Raw genomic sequence first — 19289 nt, 5'->3', positions numbered from 1 at the left:
ATTTCTTAGGAGTCAGGAGTCAGGAGTCGTATGGGAATTGCTTAAATACCAGTTTTTATAGGTCGTAAATTCTCTTTTTTGTCAAAGGTACATTTCATACAAAATATTTTTATCGCACTTATTATTAGTAACCTTCTTTTTCAAATTGGTATAATTCTAAATTCTAAATTCTAAATTCTAAATTATTTAACTTCCTTCTTTTAATATATTTCACGATAATGTTTAGCTAGAAAATTACCGATGATATTTAATATTAAAGTTATCAATACTAAAGTTAGACCAGCAGCAAAAATTGTTTGATAAGCTAAAGTACCATGAGGTAAATCACCAAGACTAACCTGCACAATATACGCTGTAATAGTAGCAGCTTGGTCTGTGGGATTCAAAGTAAAATTGGGCTGTAAGCCAGCAGCAATAGCAACAATCATTGTTTCTCCTACTGCACGGGAAGCTCCCAGAATATAAGCCGAACAAATACCAGAAATAGCAGCCGGAAATACAACTAATAATGATGTTTGAAACCTAGTTGCTCCCATAGCAAAAGATCCTTCTCGTAAATCTACTGGCACAGAACGCATGGCATCTTCGCTTATAGAACTAATAAATGGAATAATCATTACTCCCATTACTAATCCTGCACTCAACATATTAAAAGTTGGCAAATTTGGAAATATTTTTTGTAATAGTGGAGTGACGTATAAGAGTGCGAAATAACCATAAACTACTGTGGGAATAGCAGCCAATAATTCCAAGAAAGGTTTGATAGTTTCTCTAAATTTTATGGGAGAAAATTCACTCAGATAAATTCCTGCTATAGTGCCGAGTGGAATAGCTATCATTAAAGCAATAATTGAAGTTACTAAGGTTCCTGAGACTAAAGGTAAAATTCCATATTGTGGATTTTGAAATAAGGGAGTCCATTGTGTACTTGTTAAGAACTCTAAGATAGATATTTCTTGAAAAAATAAAACTGATTCTCTGACTAAGATAAACAGAATTGCTATTGTAGTTACTACAGAGGAAAAAGCTGCTAAAAACAAAATATATTCAATTATTTTTTCTCGTATATCTTGAACTAATCTTGGTGAAAATTTTGGTGATTTTATTAATTTTAAAAGTTTATCTTTCATTCAGTACTCAGAGATTAAGTAAATAATAATGGTCAGCACTCATTAGCAAAAATGGTAAGTATTCATCTATTAGCTGTCAGCTCTCATCAGGGGGTTTAAATAAATATAGATTATAAAGCCGACTTTGGTAGTAAGTATAAATTCTGCCTCAATTAGTAAAGCTTTTATCTAAAACTAAAAGCAATAGTTGAATGCGAGCGCATCCCGCAGGGAAGCGCTGACCTCTGTTTATGCAGCATTCCACAGGAAATGCTTACTAAAAATGAATTAGGGTAAGAATTTGTTATATAGCTAAAGTTAGCCGATATGCTTTTCTTAATACTTTTAATTCTGCCTCATTCTCTCAACACTTACTTATATAGCAGTTGAAGTAAAGGTAACAAACATACAGAATTTTCCGCGCGTTATGAGGTAATTATGTTGATGATTTTAGGGAGTAGGAAAGATAGGAATTAGGGTAGTAAACAAGCACAAAATATTTACTCCATCTGCTGTATCAAAAGCTTAAAATTAAGAAAGCACCAGATTTTTCCAATTTCGGTTCTTCCTTCTTCTTTCCTCCTTCCGCTATAGGACTAAATCTTGAATGGTTACTAACAATAATCAAGAATAATTAAGGTTTAAAGCCTCTCCTTTAAAGGATAAAAAAGCGGTTGAGGGATGGCAAGAGTTCCTCGCCATATCCAATGGACCAAGAGAAGAAAAAATTTTCACGCTCCGCGTCAATCTTCTTATTTTCAAGGAGAGGTAATTGTTAATAATTAATAATTAATTATTAATTGTGCAACCTCACATAAAATTTATGCTTAGACATTAGCTGATAATCTATCTAACTTTCAGTATGAACTTACATAATCAAATATGTTTAGCCAGTTGACTCTAGCTTGATATTAAAAATCGAATAATTATTCTATTTAAAAATGGTTTAAGTCTTCATTATAAGATTTAAAAATTAACTACCACTGCCAATAACACGATTTTTAAAACGTTCCATTGCTTGCTGATACTCTAGTTCTGATAGAGGTACAGAATTTACTTCTTTAACTAATTGAGGAGCATTCTTGAGATAGAATTCAACAAATTCATTAACTTCAGGACGCTCCGCTGCTTGAGCATTAACATAAATAAAAATTGGTCTAGCCAGAGGTTGATATTGTCCACCTCGCACTGTTTCCAGTGAAGGCTTAACAGGTCCATTACCATTATCTATAGCTATTGCTTTTACCAAGTCTCGGTTAGCTTCATAATAAGAATAGCCAAAATAAGCAATAGCATTAGGGTCATTAGCAACACCTTGAACCAAAACATTATCATCTTCACTCGGCGTATAGTCAGAACGGCTAGCTCCAGACTTACCAACTATTTCATTAGTAAAATAGTCAAACGTACCTGAATCTGCACCTGGTCCATACATTCTTAGTTCTGCATCAGGCCAATTAGAGTTCACCTGATTCCATCTCATAACTTTACCTTGGGCCTCAGGTGCCCACATCTTTCTTACTTCCTCCACAGTCATAGCATCAACAAAGTTTTCCGAATTAACAACTACAGTAATAGCATCATAAGCAACAGGTAGTTCTATAAATTCAATTCCTGTAGCTTTACATTTTTCTATTTCAGATGGTTGAATAATTCTGGAAGCATTAGAAATATCTGTTCTAACAGAATCTTCTTGAGAACAAAATTTTCTAAAGCCTCCCCCTGTTCCAGAAATTCCAACTGTTACCCTCGTAACACCTCTTTTCTCTTTTTGAAATTCTTCGGCTACTGCTTCAGTAATAGGGTAAACTGTGCTAGAGCCATCAATTTTAATTATAGACGGGCTTTGAGACCTAACTACAGGAATAGTTATTGCTAATGTTGTAGCTACTAGAGCAAAGACACTAGCTAATTTCCACTTATTCAGCTTCAATTTCTTTACTTTGGTAGTTACCATACTATTGTTTTCCTAGAGTTTTTATCAAATATCTAGACAATTTAACATCTATTATATAATATAAAAATTATTATTTTTATTTAACGTCTCAGTATAATTCTTTGAGAATAAGTAAAATTTAAGCACAGTTTAAATATAGGTTAATAGCTAACAATAATTATGACAAAAATATGGATAATCAATATACTTTGGCAGCAGAATTTTCACAGTGGGGAATAGGTCTGCATAGCGGTATTAAATCTCATATTAAAGTTATACCTGCTCCCAAAAACGCAGGTAGATATTTTGTGAGAGTTGACTTACCTAATAATCCTAGTATTCCAGCTCTAATAAACTTTGTAATCTCTACTACTCTCTCTACTGAATTTGGTATTGAAAATATTCGTATTCGTACTGTAGAACATTTATTAGCTGCCTTAGCTGGAATGGGAGTAGATAATGCTCGAATTGAAATTGATGGCCCAGAAGTTCCTCTGTTGGATGGCTCGGCTAAAGTCTGGGTAGAAGCGATCGCTTCTGTAGGATTAGTTGCTCAACCAGAGGATGGAAATAGGGAGATAGGGAGATGGGGAGATGGGGAGATGGGGAGATGGGGAGATGGGGAAATAGGGAGATGGGGAGATAGGGAGATAGGGAGATGGGGAGATAGGGAGATAGGGAGATGGGGAGATAGGGAGATGGGGCAAAAAAATATTAACGATGGAATAAATACACACATTAACAATACTTACGCCCTACAGCCAATAAAGCACATTCTTAACCCAAAACTAAGGACCGAAAATTTGATCGACCGACCAATTTGGATAAACCAAGGTGATGCTTTTGTGGCTGCTTTACCTAGTCCAGAAACTCGATTTACTTACGGAATAGATTTTAATCTACCAGCTATTGGTAATCAATGGCATAGTTGGTCTCCAGAAACAGAAAGTTTTTCTGAGTTTATTGCCCCAGCTCGTACATTTGCCTTAGCACATCAAATTGACCAATTACGAGAAGCTGGTTTAATTAAAGGTGGTAATCTAGATAACGCTCTAGTTTGTAATGAGTCCGGATGGTTAAATCCACCCTTAAGATTTGAAAATGAACCTGTACGTCATAAACTCTTAGACTTAGTAGGAGATTTAAGTTTATTAGGTAGTTTTCCTCAAGCTCATTATCTTGCTTACAAAGCTAGCCATAAATTACATATCCAATTAACTCAAAAAATTTCTGAGTTATTTGTAAGTTAAACTAATTTTAGGTCGTAGGTCTTAGGTCGTAGGTTTTAGGTTTTAGGTTGTAGGTTGTAGGTGTTATACATAATTTTATGTGAGGTGAGACAGATTATGGATAATAATTGATTTTATTTTTAATTTCTGGAGATATCTATTAGGTTTTTTTAATCAAAGTATAAATTAATTTTTGGCAATATCATTCCATAATCTGCAACCCCAAATTTATTAACTTGTTTATCTCGATCTACAGTCAACTAATTATCCTATGCAACTTCTGAAGAAATTGGTATAAGCTTTTCAAATTGCTATACATAGATATCTCCAGAAAATAAACTTGCTCTTTATTTAACATAAGCTAGAGTTGTAACAGTCACTTATCGGGACTTTGATATTTTTTAGGATTAAAATGACTTCAAACTCAACGGTAGCAAGGAAAACACGTTACTCTGGCTAAAAATGGCTCAAATCTAGATATATTTTTTAAGAAATAGGCTATTTTGACCTTAAACCCTTGCTGTGCAATGCTTTAAAACTATTTTTAAGGCATTTTTTGCTAAAGTACCGTTATAGCGGTTTTCAAATAGACAAACTACACTGGCCAAAGCATCCTCCTACTGTTTGCTCCCTACTCCCTTTTTCCCCTCCAGGGAGGGGTTAGAGGTGGGTTCCTACTCCCTACTCCCGCGCACCAAAAGAATTTTGTAGTCTACTTAAATGAAAAGCGCTGTAATAAAATCATTTTTCGTAATCTTTGGCCATAAAAATCTATTCCCTGTTCCCTGTTCCCTATTCCCTATTCCCTATTCCCTGTTCCCTATTCCCTAATCTTGCAAAAAGTCTATATCTTTTTCGGAGATGTCTAATGGTAAAATCAAGACTGCCAATCAAGAACTGTACATAATGTCAACCTCTGAAAAAACTACAACAGATTCAGCACAAACCACAGAAAATTCTTCAACTCAGCAAAATCAGGATGCTGCGACTACTGGGATAAATATTATGACTGTTGAAGAAATTCACAAACTATTACCCCACCGATATCCCTTTGCTTTAGTAGACCGTATTATAGAATATGTACCAGGAGAAAGAGCAGTAGGTATTAAAAATGTGACTTTTAATGAACCCCATTTTCAAGGACATTTTCCTGGAAGACCAATTATGCCAGGAGTATTAATCATAGAAGCAATGGCTCAAGTTGCAGGCATAGTCTTTTCTCAAATGCCAGAACTTCAGAAAGGATTATTTGTATTTGCAGGTATGGATAAGGTAAAGTTTCGTCGTCCAGTAGTGCCAGGAGACCAACTAATATTAAAGACAGAATTATTATCTGTTAAAGCTGGCAGGTTTGGTAAAGTGCAAGGTCTTGCAGAAGTGGATGGTCAAAAAGCCGCAGAAGGAAATTTGATGTTTTCAATAATGGATTGAAGTATGCCTACTCTGATTCACCCAACAGCTGTTATTGCTGAAAGTGCCGAACTACATCCCACTGTACAGGTGGGTCCTTATGCTGTAATAGAGGAACAGGTCAAGGTCGGTGCGGGAACTACCATTGGCGCTCATGTTGTGATTGAAGGACCAACAGAAATTGGCTCTGGTAATCGGATTTTTCCTGGAGCAGCTATTGGTATAGAACCACAAGATTTGAAATATGCAGGTGCTCCAAGTTGGGTAAAAATTGGTAACAATAACAAAATCAGGGAATACGTTACAGTTAATCGCGCTACTTATGCAGGTGAGAGTACTGTTATTGGTAATGACAATTTACTGATGGCTTATGTCCATGTGGCGCACAACTGTATTATTGAAGATTCTGTAGTTATAGCTAATGCTGTATCTTTAGCAGGCCATGTCAAAATTGAGTCAAAAGCTGTAATTGGTGGTGTATTGGGTATTCATCAGTTTGTCCATATTGGTCAAATGGCAATGGTGGGTGGTATGAGTCGTGTCGTTAGAGATGTACCACCATTTATGTTGGTCGAAGGACATCCTTGTTTGGTGCGATCGCTCAATTTATTAGGATTAAAGCGTGCTGGTTTGACCAGTGAAGATTTAGCAATATTGAAAAATGCTTTTCGGATTCTGTATCGTTCGGGTAAACTTTTTAGTGAAGCTTTAGAGGAATTAGAGTTACTTTCAGAGAATAGGTATATCCAAGAGTTACATCAGTTCTTAAGTTTGTCTCTTGGGTCTAAACGTCGTGGACCGATGCCGGGAAAAATGTCGAAGGGAGTGAAGTTAGAGGAAGTTGATAATTGATAGACGTTTTTGTTAAGTAGAGGGAGGTAAAAAATTGCTCCAACTGATACAAAGCAATAATTATCAGACTTTTTCAATTATGTATATCATTTCTATTAAATTGTCTATTGAGACTTACACAAGTAGATGAAAAAAATTAGTCTATAATACCTATAAAATAAAGATTTTATCTCAAAGATTCATTTCCATGAAAAAGACCACTCCTAGTGCTATGCCTCCTTGCTTTGAAACATGGTGTAAAAAGTTTGATGATTGTTGGAAAAACCAGTCCCAGAAAACAGGATTTAGGCATTATTTAGGTGGTTTACTAGGAGAGAATGAAAAGAAAAACATATCTCAAATGGCCAATGAATCAATTGGAATAGTCTATGATCGATTACATCATTTCATCGCAGATTATTCTTGGAATACAGATCAAATTAATAAACGTCGCTTGGAAATAATTAACAAATTTTCTCAAACCAATTTCTGTAGAGGATTTAGTTTGATTTTAAATGATTCTGGACATAGAAAAAGTGGTAATTTTACATCTGGAGTAGGCCGACAATATATTGGAGAAATTGGTAAAACAAATAATAAAATAGTAACGGTAACAACTCATTATTATGATGGCAAAAAAGTTTACCTTTAGATATTAAATTATATCAACACTCCTATTCTTTAGAAGAAAAGGCAAACATAGGAATAGAGTTAATAGACCAAACCCTAAACAGAGGTCATCGTCCGGGAATAGTTTTAATTGATGCAGACTATGGCAATAATACAATATTTCTGAAGAAACTAGAAGAAAGGAAATTAAAATATCTAGGAGGAATTGCAAAAAACCGTTTGCGTAGCATTCCGTAGGAAAAAGTAATAGTTAAACAAAAATCCCAACCAGAAACAGAAATTAGAATAGATGAATTAGCAAAAAGCTTACCAGCAAATAAATTTGAATCAGTTATCTTAAGTGTAGAAAAACCAAAAATAATTTGGGTTACCACATTTAGAGCATCGATTTCACCCCTCGAAGGAGAAAGAACTTTTACTATCGTCATGAATGCTAGTTCTCTAGAAGAGGCAACAGAAATTGATTATTTTATCACAAATGTTGAGAATTCAAAAGCGACATCTGAGTGGATAGTAAATACTTACTCAAACAGAAATTGGATAGAGGTTTTTTACCGAGAAGCTAAAGGGTGGTTGGAGTTAAAAGAGTATGAACTTAGAGATGAATATCAACTTAGAGATAAATGGAGCCTAGAACGCCATTTTATATTGGTATTTTGTGCTTATACTTTTATCATTTGGCATAAGTTAACTGGAGCGTTAGAAAAACAATGGGCAAGTGGCATTGCTGAATTAAAATATGAAAGTAGGTTTACAGGGAATAGGGAACAGGGAATAGGGAACAGGGAAAAGTTAATATTAACAAGTAGTCCAAACAATTCAACATACAAAAGCGCTCCAAACAATTCAACATACAAAATAAAAAATACAAAATTATCAAATCATAGGGCAAGTAAACCTTTGACAACGTTAGATAAGGCAAGTAGACTTTTGACAACGTTACTAATCTTACATTATCTATTATCTCAATTAGCATTAGCGCTAATTTTAATTAATAGACTTTTTCTCTCCAAGGATGATATAGGGGATAAGGAGCGTTATTGCCAGAATTCTTATCCATCAGCATACAATAACATTGATGAGTTTAAGGCGGTTTTGCGTGAGGGAGCTAAGGCAGAGGCAGTCGAAAAGTTATTCCCAGAAAATAAACTTAAAGATTTTATAGGTAAAGATAATGCTACTTCTAAAAGAGAAGAGCTGATTCCTATTCTCAAAGAATCTGTAGTTCTAGAAGAAGAAAAATATGAGAACAGCAAGAGTGATTTGGGTAAGTCTTGCATATATTTCAAGCCAATTCAAAAGCTTGAAGATAAGATGTTTGAGCCTATAGAATTTGAAGTTTCATACTGTGCTTCAGATATAAGTGTTTCTGGGAAAAAAAATACAGGAAGAAAAAGATGACGCAATAATTGCTCGACTTAAAGAGCATGAACCTAAACTTGGACAACGTGGAAGGAAAGAAATTTTAAGCTTGGTGGAAAAGCAGGTTTCTGAGAAAAATTTAAATAGTGAGGAAGATTGTGAACTTAGTGAACTCATCAAGATTAGTATATTGCCAATCAAGCTTCAGGCAATTTTAACAGCAGATGAATTTAAAAATATACCTGAAGTTAAAGGAGTAGATGAAAACAACAAAAAAAGCTGAGTTTCAATTCACTGTCTTGTCAGACAAGTACAACTGGGAGTTTAGTAGCGATGATAAAACTCAGTTGAAAGGAAAAGATGCCAGTATCCGTAATTTGCTTTCTGGAGAATATATGATTTTGGGCTTTAGAAAAGCTTCTGAACTAATTAGTGTCGGTACTGCTTCATGCGAGGGAGGAACAGCCACAGAAAATGAGAGATCCAAAATTAGAGCTGGCAAGTTGGATGAATGGTTGCAGGAGGCTCTAGAAAAGCACGACCTCAAAGACAAACCAAGATACACTTTGAACTTAGGAAAGTACAAAGGAGAATGTTCACCCAAGACTGAACAAGAGACAGCTCCTCAACGTAGAATCATTATAATCGGTATTATAGACAGAGACAAAGATGTGAATTTATCTGAAGCTCTTCGTAATGCTATGGAAAAGAGGCAAGATTTGTCATTTTATACCAAAAATTATAGTCTCTTTAAGTTGGATTGACATCCTCCCGACGCTTCTCTACGAGACAGCGCAGGATTCCCGCTCCATTCCTGCTAGGGGTTTTCTGCTGCCTCTTTACATTGGGCTAACCTTAATTTTTGGCATTGCTGAGGGGCGAATGGGAATATAAGTAGTAAGTGGGGGCAGGCATCCTGCCTGTCCAGAAAATATTAGGAACGGGCAAGATGCCCATTCCACTTCCACTTCCACAAAACTATTAAAATCATCCCGCATTTATACAATGCTTAATTTTTTTGTGTAACTTGTTCAGGTTCTTTTGCGACATTTGCTTTAACTGCTCTACTATGAATAATATTTCAACTCATTTTAATAAGCACCTACGCAGAGCGACAGACTTGTACTCAATATACATCAAAATTGACCGAGCGGCAAAAATCCTGTATTTACTGTATATCAATACTTGTAGCGCTTATAAAAAGATTGCTCATACAGGCGCGAAATCGCGATTTTTCCCTCAAATTTGCCTTTCAATAGCTCATTTGAACTTTTTTTGTCAAAATCAATTTAAATTATCAATATTTTAATCAATTAATTATAAATTTAATTAATATACTATTATTTAAAAGTCTTGTTGCGCTATGGACAAGGCAAAAGTCAAAAATAATCTATGATTGAGTTCAATCATTTAGAAACGTCTGAATCTTTGCTTCGATTGGTATATAGTTTCTTTCAGTTGGAATGAAGTAATTGAGGTTTGAATTTTTATATTTGTACCTCTTTTGCTGATAACTAATAACTGATAAGTGAAATAACCAGTCCCCTATGTCTTATGAAAATTTTTATTAGTACAGGTGAAGTTTCTGGAGATTTACAAGGGTCTCTATTAGTTGAAGCACTCTACCGTCAAGCTCAACTTCAAGGTTTAAACTTAGATATTGTTGCCTTGGGGGGCGATAGAATGGCTGCTGCTGGTGCTACTTTATTAGGAAATACGACAAAAATTGGTGCTGTAGGAATTATTGAATCTTTGCCTTTTGTTTTTCCTACTCTGAAACTACAACAAAAAGCAAAAGAATATTTACATAATGAATCCCCTGATATAGTTGTTTTGATTGACTATATGGGACCTAATATTAGTATTGGTAGTTATATCCGTAAAACCTGGCCGAATTTACCAATTATTTGGTACATTGCTCCTCAAGAATGGGTTTGGTCTCTGGGAAAAGGTAAAACAAATAAGATCGTAAATTTAGCAAACAAACTTTTGGCGATTTTTCCGGAAGAAGCAAATTATTTTCGACAAAAAGGAGCTAAAGTTACTTGGGTAGGTCATCCCATAATTGACAGAATAAAAATAGCTCCTAGTCGAGAAAAAGCACGTCATAATTTGGGCATAAAATCAGATACAATAGCGATCGCTTTATTACCAGCATCTCGACAACAAGAAGTTAAATATTTAATGCCAGTAATATTTCGAGCAGCACAAATAATTCAGGAAAAATTACCTCAAGTTTATTTTCTGATTCCTCTTTCTTTAGAGAGTTATCGTCATCCTATTGAAGAGGCAATTAAGAAGTATCAACTACAGGCAAAAATTTATCCTTCTCTGCCACAAAATAATCAAGAAATACAAGAAAGTAAAAATTTAGAAATTCTGGCTGCAGCTGACTTGGCGATCGCTAAATCTGGTACTGTGAATTTGGAAATAGCCTTGCTAAATGTACCGCAAGTAGTAGTTTATAAAGTTAATCCCATAACTGTTTGGATTGCCAGGAATATTTTGAGATTTTCAATTCCATTTATGTCGCCACCAAACTTGGTACAAATGAAAGCTATTGTGCCAGAATTATTTCAAGAAAATGCTACTCCTGAAAAGATTGTTTCTGAAGCTTTGGAACTTCTATTAAATTCTCAGTACCGAGAAAAAATGATAATAAATTATCAGGAAATGCGTCATGCTTTGGGAAAACAAGGAGTTTGTGGTCGTGCAGCTAAAGCAATTTTCGATTCAGTTTTAACGTAATCAAGCTTATTAGTAAAATTACCAAATTAACACGGGAGCATGAAAGCCATCGTCTTTGAAGCGATGGATGAAATGCGACTCGATGGATTTTAATCCATCTTGTCTTTTTGTTTTAATTAAGACTATTATAGTTTGAGGGAGGTGAAAATAAAAATGTATGGCTGTCAACAAAATTTAATTAATCCAAATTATGAATTAAAAGATGTATTAGAATTTATTTGCTCTGAATCTAACAAGCTTACCAATTGTGGCAAATATTTATGGTCGTCAAATCTATTTGAAAACCCATAAAATTATCGGTAAGTTTGACTTAGATAAAGAGTATAAAAGTAACCAACATTATCAGGTTATGTATTCTCAAGCAGCCCAACAAATATTAAGAAGTGTTGCCGAATCTTTTAAGTCATTTAAGCAATTAAGTAAAAAGTACAAACTTCGTAAGCACGACACTTAATTTTGATTTAAGTCGAGTGTCTAGGGGCGTTTTGACAAAGTCCCCAGAAGTTAAAATTCTGGTCAGCTAAAAAGACGCGAAGCAATGCGGTTTTAACCCCCAATCGCAGTATCCTTTTAGAATCCCCGTCGATTTATCGCGGGGATGAGAAGGAGAGGTCATTCCTCGTGATTGTCATATCATTCGTTATCAAGTCAATAGAAATCAGAAACTTTACTATTATTATAAATTACAATCTGCTTCACCGATTTTTCCTATGGCTACTGATAGTCAGAAAAAAACTAAATATAAATATTTAGGAAAAGCGGGAAATGAAGCTCATATTGATGCAGTTGAAAAAATGACTCGAAGGGATATTATTGATGAGTTAGAGAGGGTTGTTCATTCCCTTCAAGAAAGTTATTTAGATATCTGTTTCGGTGGAGAAGTTGAACTAGACCCATCCTATGATTTTCAAATGGGATAAATAATGTCATAAAAGAAGATAATTCCAGATTTGATTCTATCTTTAAACCTTAATTCCAGTAGTTAGTGTAAATATTACGCTAACTATTTTTTTAGTCCAAAGTCCAATCTAATACCAAGCGTGAAAAAAGAATGCTACAAAAAGGTAGACCTCGCTCGGATATGCTTAAAAATAGCTGCTCCAGTTGATTTTAGATATTTATTTCTATTGTTTTCCCCTTTTTTTCAAAATTTAATCCTTCTTCCTTCTTCCCTCTTCTTTCTTTCGTACGGACGTTGCATGCAACATCCCTACCATTTGTAACGAACATTTATCACCCTTGGTATAAAACTAAAAGCAATAGCTGATAGCTAATAGCTGACGGCTGAATGCTTACATTAGAAATATTTTCGGAAAACTGGACTAAGTAGGGCTTGCTGATTAAATCTAAAAGCATTGACATATAAAGACAAGTGCTTTTTTGAGGCCTTTAAAAAGTGCATGGTATCACGTCTAAAACGCTCAAAAAGTTAGTATTTTAGACAATAATTGGGCAGAACAATCTTGGGACAAAACTTAGCTCCTACCTCCTCGCTCATTCCCATTTCTCCTGTCTTCCCCTCCACGGTCGGGGTTAGGTGTGAGTTGTCTCCTGTCTCCTACACATACTAAAAGACTTTTTCAGCAAACCCTAAGTAATACAATTTCTCATGGATTATTGCTATACATCAATTTCTTGATACATCAGATTCCGTACTAATGAGGTACAACTGACGGTCAGGAATATTTTTTGTCTATTCCCTATTCCCTGTTCCCAGTTAAGTTTTCCCTAAAACCATAAATATAAGTACCTCATAATAGCGGGAAGTGCTGTAAATCAATTTTAGAGGGTAACTCTCCCCTGGGCACTGGTTTACTAAATTGGTATAATTCTTATTAAGGTAGAAGTTGCTCGTAGAATTAATATATTAACTACTACTATTTATGAATACTATTTATATTTTCCTTCTGCTTTATTTTGACAGTATTTACTGATGAGCTAAACACAGAAATAAAAAAATGCAAAAAGATTATATAAATTATTTATTATTGTCACAAAAATTTTTCTACTTTTAGGTTCTGTAATAGTTTTAAATTCTCTAGTTTTTGCTGGAGAAATTAGAAGTAATATTATTTCTCCAGAGCTGAGAAAAAAACTAGAAAGAAAGGGATTTATTGATGGTTATCAAAGGTCTAAATCCGGTTTAGATCCATCTATAGAAGCAGAATTTAAAAAATTAAACATAGTGGAAAAAATTGAAAATAACATTTATGCAGATGCTTATCTACAAGGTTATACTCAATTTGAAATAGATTTAGGGGAATACATGAGTATTAATCAGAATGAACTAGAGCTACAAGCTATTGCGTTTAAGGATGGTTGTTTGAGGGCCAAAATAGGGATGAATGAATTTCCAGAAATAGGTATGAATAAATTAGGGCTCGAAGAGTTAAGGGAACAGTTAATTTATCTTGATGCCTATCAACAAGGTTATACTAGGTGGCTATTGACTTATTCTTGTATACCTTCACCATATTAATATAAATATAAAAGTAAGCATTCAGCTATTAGCTGTCAGCTCTCAGCTTTTATGAGGGGGTTTAAATGAATATAGACTGTTTTAGCCGACTTTGGTAGTAAGTATAAATTCTGCCTCAATTACTAAAGCTTTTATCTAAAACTAAAAGCAATAGCTGTTTGCGTAGCATCCCGCAGGGAAGTGCTGAAGTCCGCAGTTCCGACCACAGGAGTCTAGCTGACGGCTATTTGCGCAGCATTCCGGAGGAAATGCTTACATATAGAAGGAAAAAGGAAGAATTTTGATTATTGATTTCATTCCGTTTTTTGAGCTATTTCATAAGTCAAATACAGCAATAAAAGCTACTATGACTAAGGAATAAGTTTTACTTGTTAACTAGGGTATTGAACTTCATTATTTTAGTTTTTTTATAGTCCAGGAGTAGGATTTTAGAAGGAAGTTCTTAAGCTTACAACTTCTAATTTTTATGAAAAGATGAAAAGATATAGAATTACAATTCTAATTTGTTTGATATTTACTGTAATTTTAGGTTTTGCAACTAAATTTTATGAAGGGCTATTTTCGGAATGGCTGAATAATTCTTTTAGTTCAATTTTTTATGAAGCATTCTGGATTTTTTTAGTTATTTTTCTTCGACCTCGACTTAAACCTGGTTTAGTGGCTTTTTGGGTATTTATTGTCACCTGTTTTCTAGAATTTATGCAGTTATGGAAACCACCTTTTTTACAAGCTATTAGAGCTACTTTAATTGGCAGACTGTTGTTAGGAAATACTTTTGTCTGGTGGGATTTTTTGTACTATATATTAGGTTGTACATTGACTTGGATATTTTTACGTTACTTCAAGTTTTATGATGAGAGGAGTCAGGCGTCAGGAGGACTGAGTCAGTAGGAAGAAAGGATGAGAGTGGGAATTATCTGGGGATATTCTGGCGTTTTATGTCTGCATTGAATGGAAATTGATTGATTTTAACGGTCTGCCATTTATCACTCTTGGGTTTGATTTCGGCTTGATTAAAAGTTAATGTAGCTAAAATGTAGCTAAATTGTTTAATCCAATATCAATACTGGCGCAACGATTTTTTTCTAGCTCGTATTGTTTTTTAGTAGCTTCATAAATCACCTCAATTACATAATGGTTAAGTCTAGAGACTAGATGAACTTGTTGAATCTGTGAAGTAGGTATAGGTAAGCATTTCCTGCGGAATGCGGAGCTAACAGCTATTAGCAGTCAGCTATCAGCTATCATGATGAGGTTTTAATGAATATAGACTGTTGAGCGCCAGCTTTTATAGTTAGTAGTCGTGTAAAAATAACTTGAACAGTTTTTTAATGGAAGCTATATTTCACAATTTATCCCAGATAAAATTTGTACAACTTATTATTACATGGCTCCTTAAGTATAAATTCTGCCTAAATTAGTAAAGCTTTTATCTAAAACTAAAAGCAATAGCTTATGGCTAATAGCTGACAGCTGAATGCTTACAGATATAGTGGTTTTTAGGTTAATCCCAGTTTTACTCGGATTAATAATTCCAAGTTTCAAGTTGCCTTTTACTGATGGCTTGTTTTGTATAAACTACAATATTTCTTCCCGTTATTTTATTTTTATATCCCGGAAGACGAGGACAAGCGTTAAACTTTAATGGCTTGGTGTTTATAAACTTCATTCGCTGCTAAAAAACTCCTCCAGTTTGACTCTAGTATCATCAATATTTGTTGAGATACTTTAGCTGGAATTGTTTGATAATCTGCTTGAGTAGAGAGTGTTTTTTTAGGTCATAGTAGGAATTATTTGTCTTTTCAAATATCCAAGACTGACGAACTAAATAGGGTTTGCGCTCAAAAGTCTTTTTCGCTTGGCAGGGAGTAGGGAGTAGGGAGTAGGGAGTAGGGAGTAGGGAGTAGTGAAGAGTCAAGAGGAATCAGGAGTTGTAGAGGACGTACAAAGGAAAAATTATCCCAAGATTATTCTGCCTCTTAACTTGCGCCAATACTCACTTTTTGAGCCTTCCGTAAGGCAAAAACCTGGTACTTTTTCACTACCATTAAAGGCCAAAACCTTTATAGATCAAGACTTTTATATTTAATCAGCAAACCCTAAATAATTAGCATGAGTTTAAGAGATTTTTAGACAAGAAACACAGTCGGTCAATTTCAGCATAAAACCGATGATTTTTTTGAATCATAAGTCTCTCAACTAATTTCATAAATCCGGGAGTTAAAATTATATTAGGATTCGAGGGTTTAGTAATTTTTATGATTATTTAGTCTGGAACTCTCAGCAAATTTCGTTATACTATAAACAGATAGTCGAAATCTATTAAGTTTTGTCAAATATTTTAGTAGCTGCTTAGTACAAATCAACGAAAATATTTGGCATGATTTGACTAAATAAGACTATATTTATGTATAACTTTTATTATACTAATTAGGGTTTGCTGAAAAAGTCTTATGAGGTAAGCATTTCCTGCGGAATGCTTACCTTATGAGTGAGAGTAGGAGTCAGGAGTCGGATTTTCTTGCTGTTAACTTTTGACTTTTGACTTTTGACTTTTAATTCCTTTTTTCTTACTTTTAACTTTTAACTTTTGACTTTTGACTTTCAATTCCTACCCACCTAATAATAGCTTCAGTCAACCCCTCCAAAGTATATTCTTCAGCTTCCACATCTACTCTACCTAACAAACTCTGACAACTTTGAGAAGTTTGAGGTCCGATAGAAGCAATACAAATATTTTCTAACCAATTTTGCGGTAAATTATCTTTATTTTCAGCCGTCAAATAACAAAAATTTCGCACCGTTTTAGAACTAGCAAAAGTCATAATATCTATCTGACGATTTTGTAGTGCTAATAAAGCTTCCGGTAGAATACTTTCTGGACAACTAGACTCATAAGCAGCTACTTCTATTACCTCCGCACCTTGACTATTTAACTCATTCACTAATACTTCCCTACCACCAGTCTCTACCCTGGGAAATAAAACCTTTTTTCCACTTAAATTTTCAGGGAAATTTACCACCAAAGAATCAGCAACAAAATTAGGCGGAATAAAATCTGCTTTCAAACCACGAGCATTCAAACTTCCCGAAGTTTTTTTACCAACAACTGCTATTTTTACACCAGATAAAGCACGACTATCCTTACCTTTATCTGCCAATCTTTCAAAAAAGTAATCTACCCCATTTGTAGAAGTCAAAATTAACCAATCAAAACTATCTATATTATTAATAGCCACATCTAAATCATGCCAACTTGAAGGAGGAGTAATAACTAAAGCTGGCATTTCAATTACTTTTGCCCCTACTTTTTCTAGGCGATCGCTAAACTTACTAGACTGACCTGCGGCACGAGTCACTAAAACAGTTTTATTTGCTAAAGGCGCTATTTCAGTTTTTGCTACTGACTTTTCTCTAACCATATTATTTGGAGATTTTAAATAATCTCGTAACCTGACTACTTCCCCTACTATTATCACACAAGGGGACAAATATTCGGCATAGGTTTGTTGAACAATATCCCCTAAACTACCAATCCAAATTTGTTGTTTTAGAGTGGCACAATTTTGAATAATTGCCACAGGAGTTTGAGATGTTCTTTTGTGTCTTAATAACTGACGCACAATTTCATCTAAATTTCGTGCCCCCATTAAAATTACTAAAGTTTCAATCTGAGAAATTCTTTCCCAGTCTAATGCTTCTATATCGTGAGCAGTCAAGACGACAAAAGCTCTACTCATAACTGCATCTGTTAAAGGAATATTTGCTAGTAAAGGTGCAGCTAATACAGAAGAAATTCCTGGTACAACCTCAAATTCACAACCAGCTTCAATTAATGCTTGAATTTCTGAAGCAGCACGACCAAAAATAAAAGGGTCTCCTCCTTTTAATCTAATTACTTGTTTACCTAAACGACATTTTTCTACTAACAAGCTATTAATTTCTGACTGAGACATACTCGGTTTACCACCACGTTTACCCATCTCTATTTTTAAACAACTTTCTGGTGCTAATTGTAGAATTGAGTCATCAACTAAGGCATCATAAATTAAGACTTCCCCTTGAGTAATTAGGGAATGTGCTTTGACAGTCAAATATTCTTTACTTCCGGGTCCAGCTCCAACAATATATACTTTTCCTAGTGATTTAGTCATATTTATATGAGTTAAGTAAATCTAAATTAGTAGTTGCAACAAAAATCTTTAGTTAGAGAATAGCACCAATGAGGAATATTTAGTTTTTCAGAAAAGATATTAACAGTTGTTTCAAAATCAATATGTTGAATATATCCATACTCAACCTCACAAATTTTGTCAAAATAATGATTATCTAATATTGCATCACAATAAGGAAAACCGAATGAAGTGTATGAGTTTCCAACTTTTTTACCGAAGAATTAATAATTCAATAATTCAATAATTCAATAATTCAGGTTTAAAGCCTCCTCTTTCAAGGGGAAAAAAGCGGTCGAGGGATGGCTCCGAAACCTGCGCCATATCCAATCGACCAAGAGAATAAATTTTTTCCTTTTAGTCAATCCTCTTCCTTTTAGGGATAGGTAATTATCAATTATCCATTATCAATTATCAATTATTGAATATAGCGAGATTTAATTTTGCCCATTTTCATATTTTGACGTTTATCTTTTTCAGTCTTCAAGCATTCATAAGCTTTACTTACAATTTCAGGGATAAATTGAGGCTCTCCTATAATTTTGTCTGTTAATATAATGTAGTTTATTAAATTAAAATTACAGCAACATAAAGTTTCATAAAACTCATTGTTAACGTGATAAATATAATATTGTCTGCCACATTTCCAACAATTGACAGGAAAAAATCTGATTTTAATATCTTGCTGTTTTTATATCGGTAAAATTGAGAAAATTTAAAATGACCAGATAAAATTTTAGTAATAAAATTATTTAAAAGATAAATGTTGTTATCATAAATTACCGTAGGATTTGTAGATTGGTCAAACTGTAATTGAAACATCGATATATCTTGTCTTTCTTTCGATGTTGGTAACTTCTTAAATAACCAGCAACAGCGAATCCCATCTCTGATATATTTTTGTTGACGTTGTTCAGTTTCTTCTAAGCTTTGAGGACTCCATTGAACTTCAAAAGCAAGTTTAACTAATTGATTTTTTACCTGCTTAGTAGCTAAAACATCAGCTCTCCAATCTAATCCACTTGCTTCAGTTTTAACATCGTAACCCATAGTTTTACAGACTTTAGCAATTTCTGTTTTACATAAAAGATGTTGCCATGTTTCTGATTTATAATTACCGAAGAATTAATAATTAAATAATTAAATAATTCAGGTTTAAAGCCTCCTCTTTCAAGGGGAAAAAAGCGGTCGAGGGATGGCTCCGAAACCTGCGCCATATCCAATCGACCAAGAGAATAAATTTTTTCCTTTTAGTCAATCCTCTTCCTTTTAGGGATAGGTAATTATCAATTATCCATTATCAATTATCAATTATTGAATATAGCGAGATTTAATTTTGCCCATTTTCATATTTTGACGTTTAGTTTTTTCAGTCTTCAAGCA

14 protein-coding genes and 2 pseudogenes are annotated in these 19289 nt (G+C 34.1%); 12 read left to right on the top strand and 4 right to left on the bottom strand.

What is annotated here, in order from left to right; all coding sequences use genetic code 11:
- Positions 1 to 200: 200 nt before the first annotated feature.
- Complete coding sequence (pstC, locus tag SAGCYANO_RS11995) at positions 201 to 1130, bottom strand: phosphate ABC transporter permease subunit PstC (RefSeq protein ID WP_202220289.1); 930 nt, start codon at positions 1128 to 1130, stop codon at positions 201 to 203.
- 952 nt (positions 1131 to 2082) lie between these two features.
- On the bottom strand, positions 2083 to 3066 hold the full coding sequence (locus SAGCYANO_RS11990; RefSeq protein WP_202220288.1) for a PstS family phosphate ABC transporter substrate-binding protein: 984 nt from the start codon (positions 3064 to 3066) through the stop codon (positions 2083 to 2085).
- Between the two features lie 170 nt (positions 3067 to 3236).
- Between SAGCYANO_RS11990 and SAGCYANO_RS11985 the strand changes: the two genes are divergently transcribed.
- The 12 genes and pseudogenes from SAGCYANO_RS11985 to SAGCYANO_RS11915 all read left to right on the top strand — a co-directional run bounded on the left by SAGCYANO_RS11985 (position 3237) and on the right by SAGCYANO_RS11915 (position 15823).
- Positions 3237 to 4295 (top strand): UDP-3-O-acyl-N-acetylglucosamine deacetylase, encoded by a 1059-nt coding sequence (locus SAGCYANO_RS11985; protein WP_202220287.1) that lies wholly within the window; start codon positions 3237 to 3239, stop codon positions 4293 to 4295.
- 885 nt (positions 4296 to 5180) lie between these two features.
- Complete coding sequence (fabZ, locus tag SAGCYANO_RS11980; RefSeq protein ID WP_202220310.1) at positions 5181 to 5705, top strand: 3-hydroxyacyl-ACP dehydratase FabZ; 525 nt, start codon at positions 5181 to 5183, stop codon at positions 5703 to 5705.
- A 3-nt stretch (positions 5706 to 5708) separates the two neighbouring features.
- Positions 5709 to 6536, top strand: a complete 828-nt coding sequence (lpxA, locus tag SAGCYANO_RS11975; protein WP_202220286.1) for an acyl-ACP--UDP-N-acetylglucosamine O-acyltransferase — start codon at positions 5709 to 5711, stop codon at positions 6534 to 6536.
- Positions 6537 to 6723: 187 nt separating this feature from the next.
- Positions 6724 to 7865: pseudogene (locus tag SAGCYANO_RS44575) on the top strand (IS701 family transposase); the annotation flags it as partial.
- A 643-nt stretch (positions 7866 to 8508) separates the two neighbouring features.
- On the top strand, positions 8509 to 8790 hold the full coding sequence (locus SAGCYANO_RS11950) for a hypothetical protein (RefSeq protein WP_202220282.1): 282 nt from the start codon (positions 8509 to 8511) through the stop codon (positions 8788 to 8790).
- Positions 8768 to 9271, top strand: a complete 504-nt coding sequence (locus tag SAGCYANO_RS11945) for a hypothetical protein (protein ID WP_202220281.1) — start codon at positions 8768 to 8770, stop codon at positions 9269 to 9271. The genes SAGCYANO_RS11950 and SAGCYANO_RS11945 overlap by 23 nt, the downstream gene beginning before the upstream one ends.
- A 790-nt stretch (positions 9272 to 10061) precedes the next feature.
- Positions 10062 to 11255, top strand: a complete 1194-nt coding sequence (gene lpxB, locus SAGCYANO_RS11940) for a lipid-A-disaccharide synthase (protein WP_202220280.1) — start codon at positions 10062 to 10064, stop codon at positions 11253 to 11255.
- 277 nt (positions 11256 to 11532) lie between these two features.
- The gene (locus tag SAGCYANO_RS11935) at positions 11533 to 11709 is read left to right on the top strand and encodes a hypothetical protein (protein ID WP_202220279.1); all 177 of its coding nucleotides are present in this window, start codon (positions 11533 to 11535) and stop codon (positions 11707 to 11709) included.
- Positions 11710 to 11965: 256 nt separating this feature from the next.
- Positions 11966 to 12175 carry a hypothetical protein gene (locus SAGCYANO_RS11930; protein WP_202220278.1) on the top strand — a complete coding sequence of 70 codons (210 nt, stop codon included), beginning with the start codon at positions 11966 to 11968 and terminating at the stop codon, positions 12173 to 12175.
- Positions 12176 to 13440: 1265 nt separating this feature from the next.
- On the top strand, positions 13441 to 13734 hold the full coding sequence (locus SAGCYANO_RS11925) for a hypothetical protein (protein WP_202220277.1): 294 nt from the start codon (positions 13441 to 13443) through the stop codon (positions 13732 to 13734).
- 474 nt (positions 13735 to 14208) lie between these two features.
- Entirely contained in the window at positions 14209 to 14625 is a 417-nt protein-coding gene (locus tag SAGCYANO_RS11920) for a DUF2809 domain-containing protein (RefSeq protein WP_202220276.1), read from the top strand.
- Positions 14626 to 15640: 1015 nt separating this feature from the next.
- Positions 15641 to 15823, top strand: coding sequence for a hypothetical protein (locus SAGCYANO_RS11915; RefSeq protein WP_202220275.1), 183 nt, complete (start codon positions 15641 to 15643; stop codon positions 15821 to 15823).
- Positions 15824 to 16310: 487 nt separating this feature from the next.
- On the opposite strand, the gene cobA is transcribed toward SAGCYANO_RS11915, so the two are convergent.
- The gene (gene cobA, locus SAGCYANO_RS11910; protein WP_202220274.1) at positions 16311 to 17888 is read right to left on the bottom strand and encodes a uroporphyrinogen-III C-methyltransferase; all 1578 of its coding nucleotides are present in this window, start codon (positions 17886 to 17888) and stop codon (positions 16311 to 16313) included.
- Positions 17889 to 18473: 585 nt separating this feature from the next.
- Positions 18474 to 18998 (bottom strand): annotated as a pseudogene (locus tag SAGCYANO_RS11905) (competence protein CoiA family protein); the annotation flags it as partial.
- Positions 18999 to 19289 lie beyond the last annotated feature (291 nt).

The sequence above is a fragment of the Okeania sp. KiyG1 genome (genome assembly GCF_014132355.1).
In the GTDB taxonomy this organism is placed as follows: domain Bacteria; phylum Cyanobacteriota; class Cyanobacteriia; order Cyanobacteriales; family Microcoleaceae; genus Okeania.
This window is presented reverse-complemented; position numbering and strand designations above follow the sequence as displayed.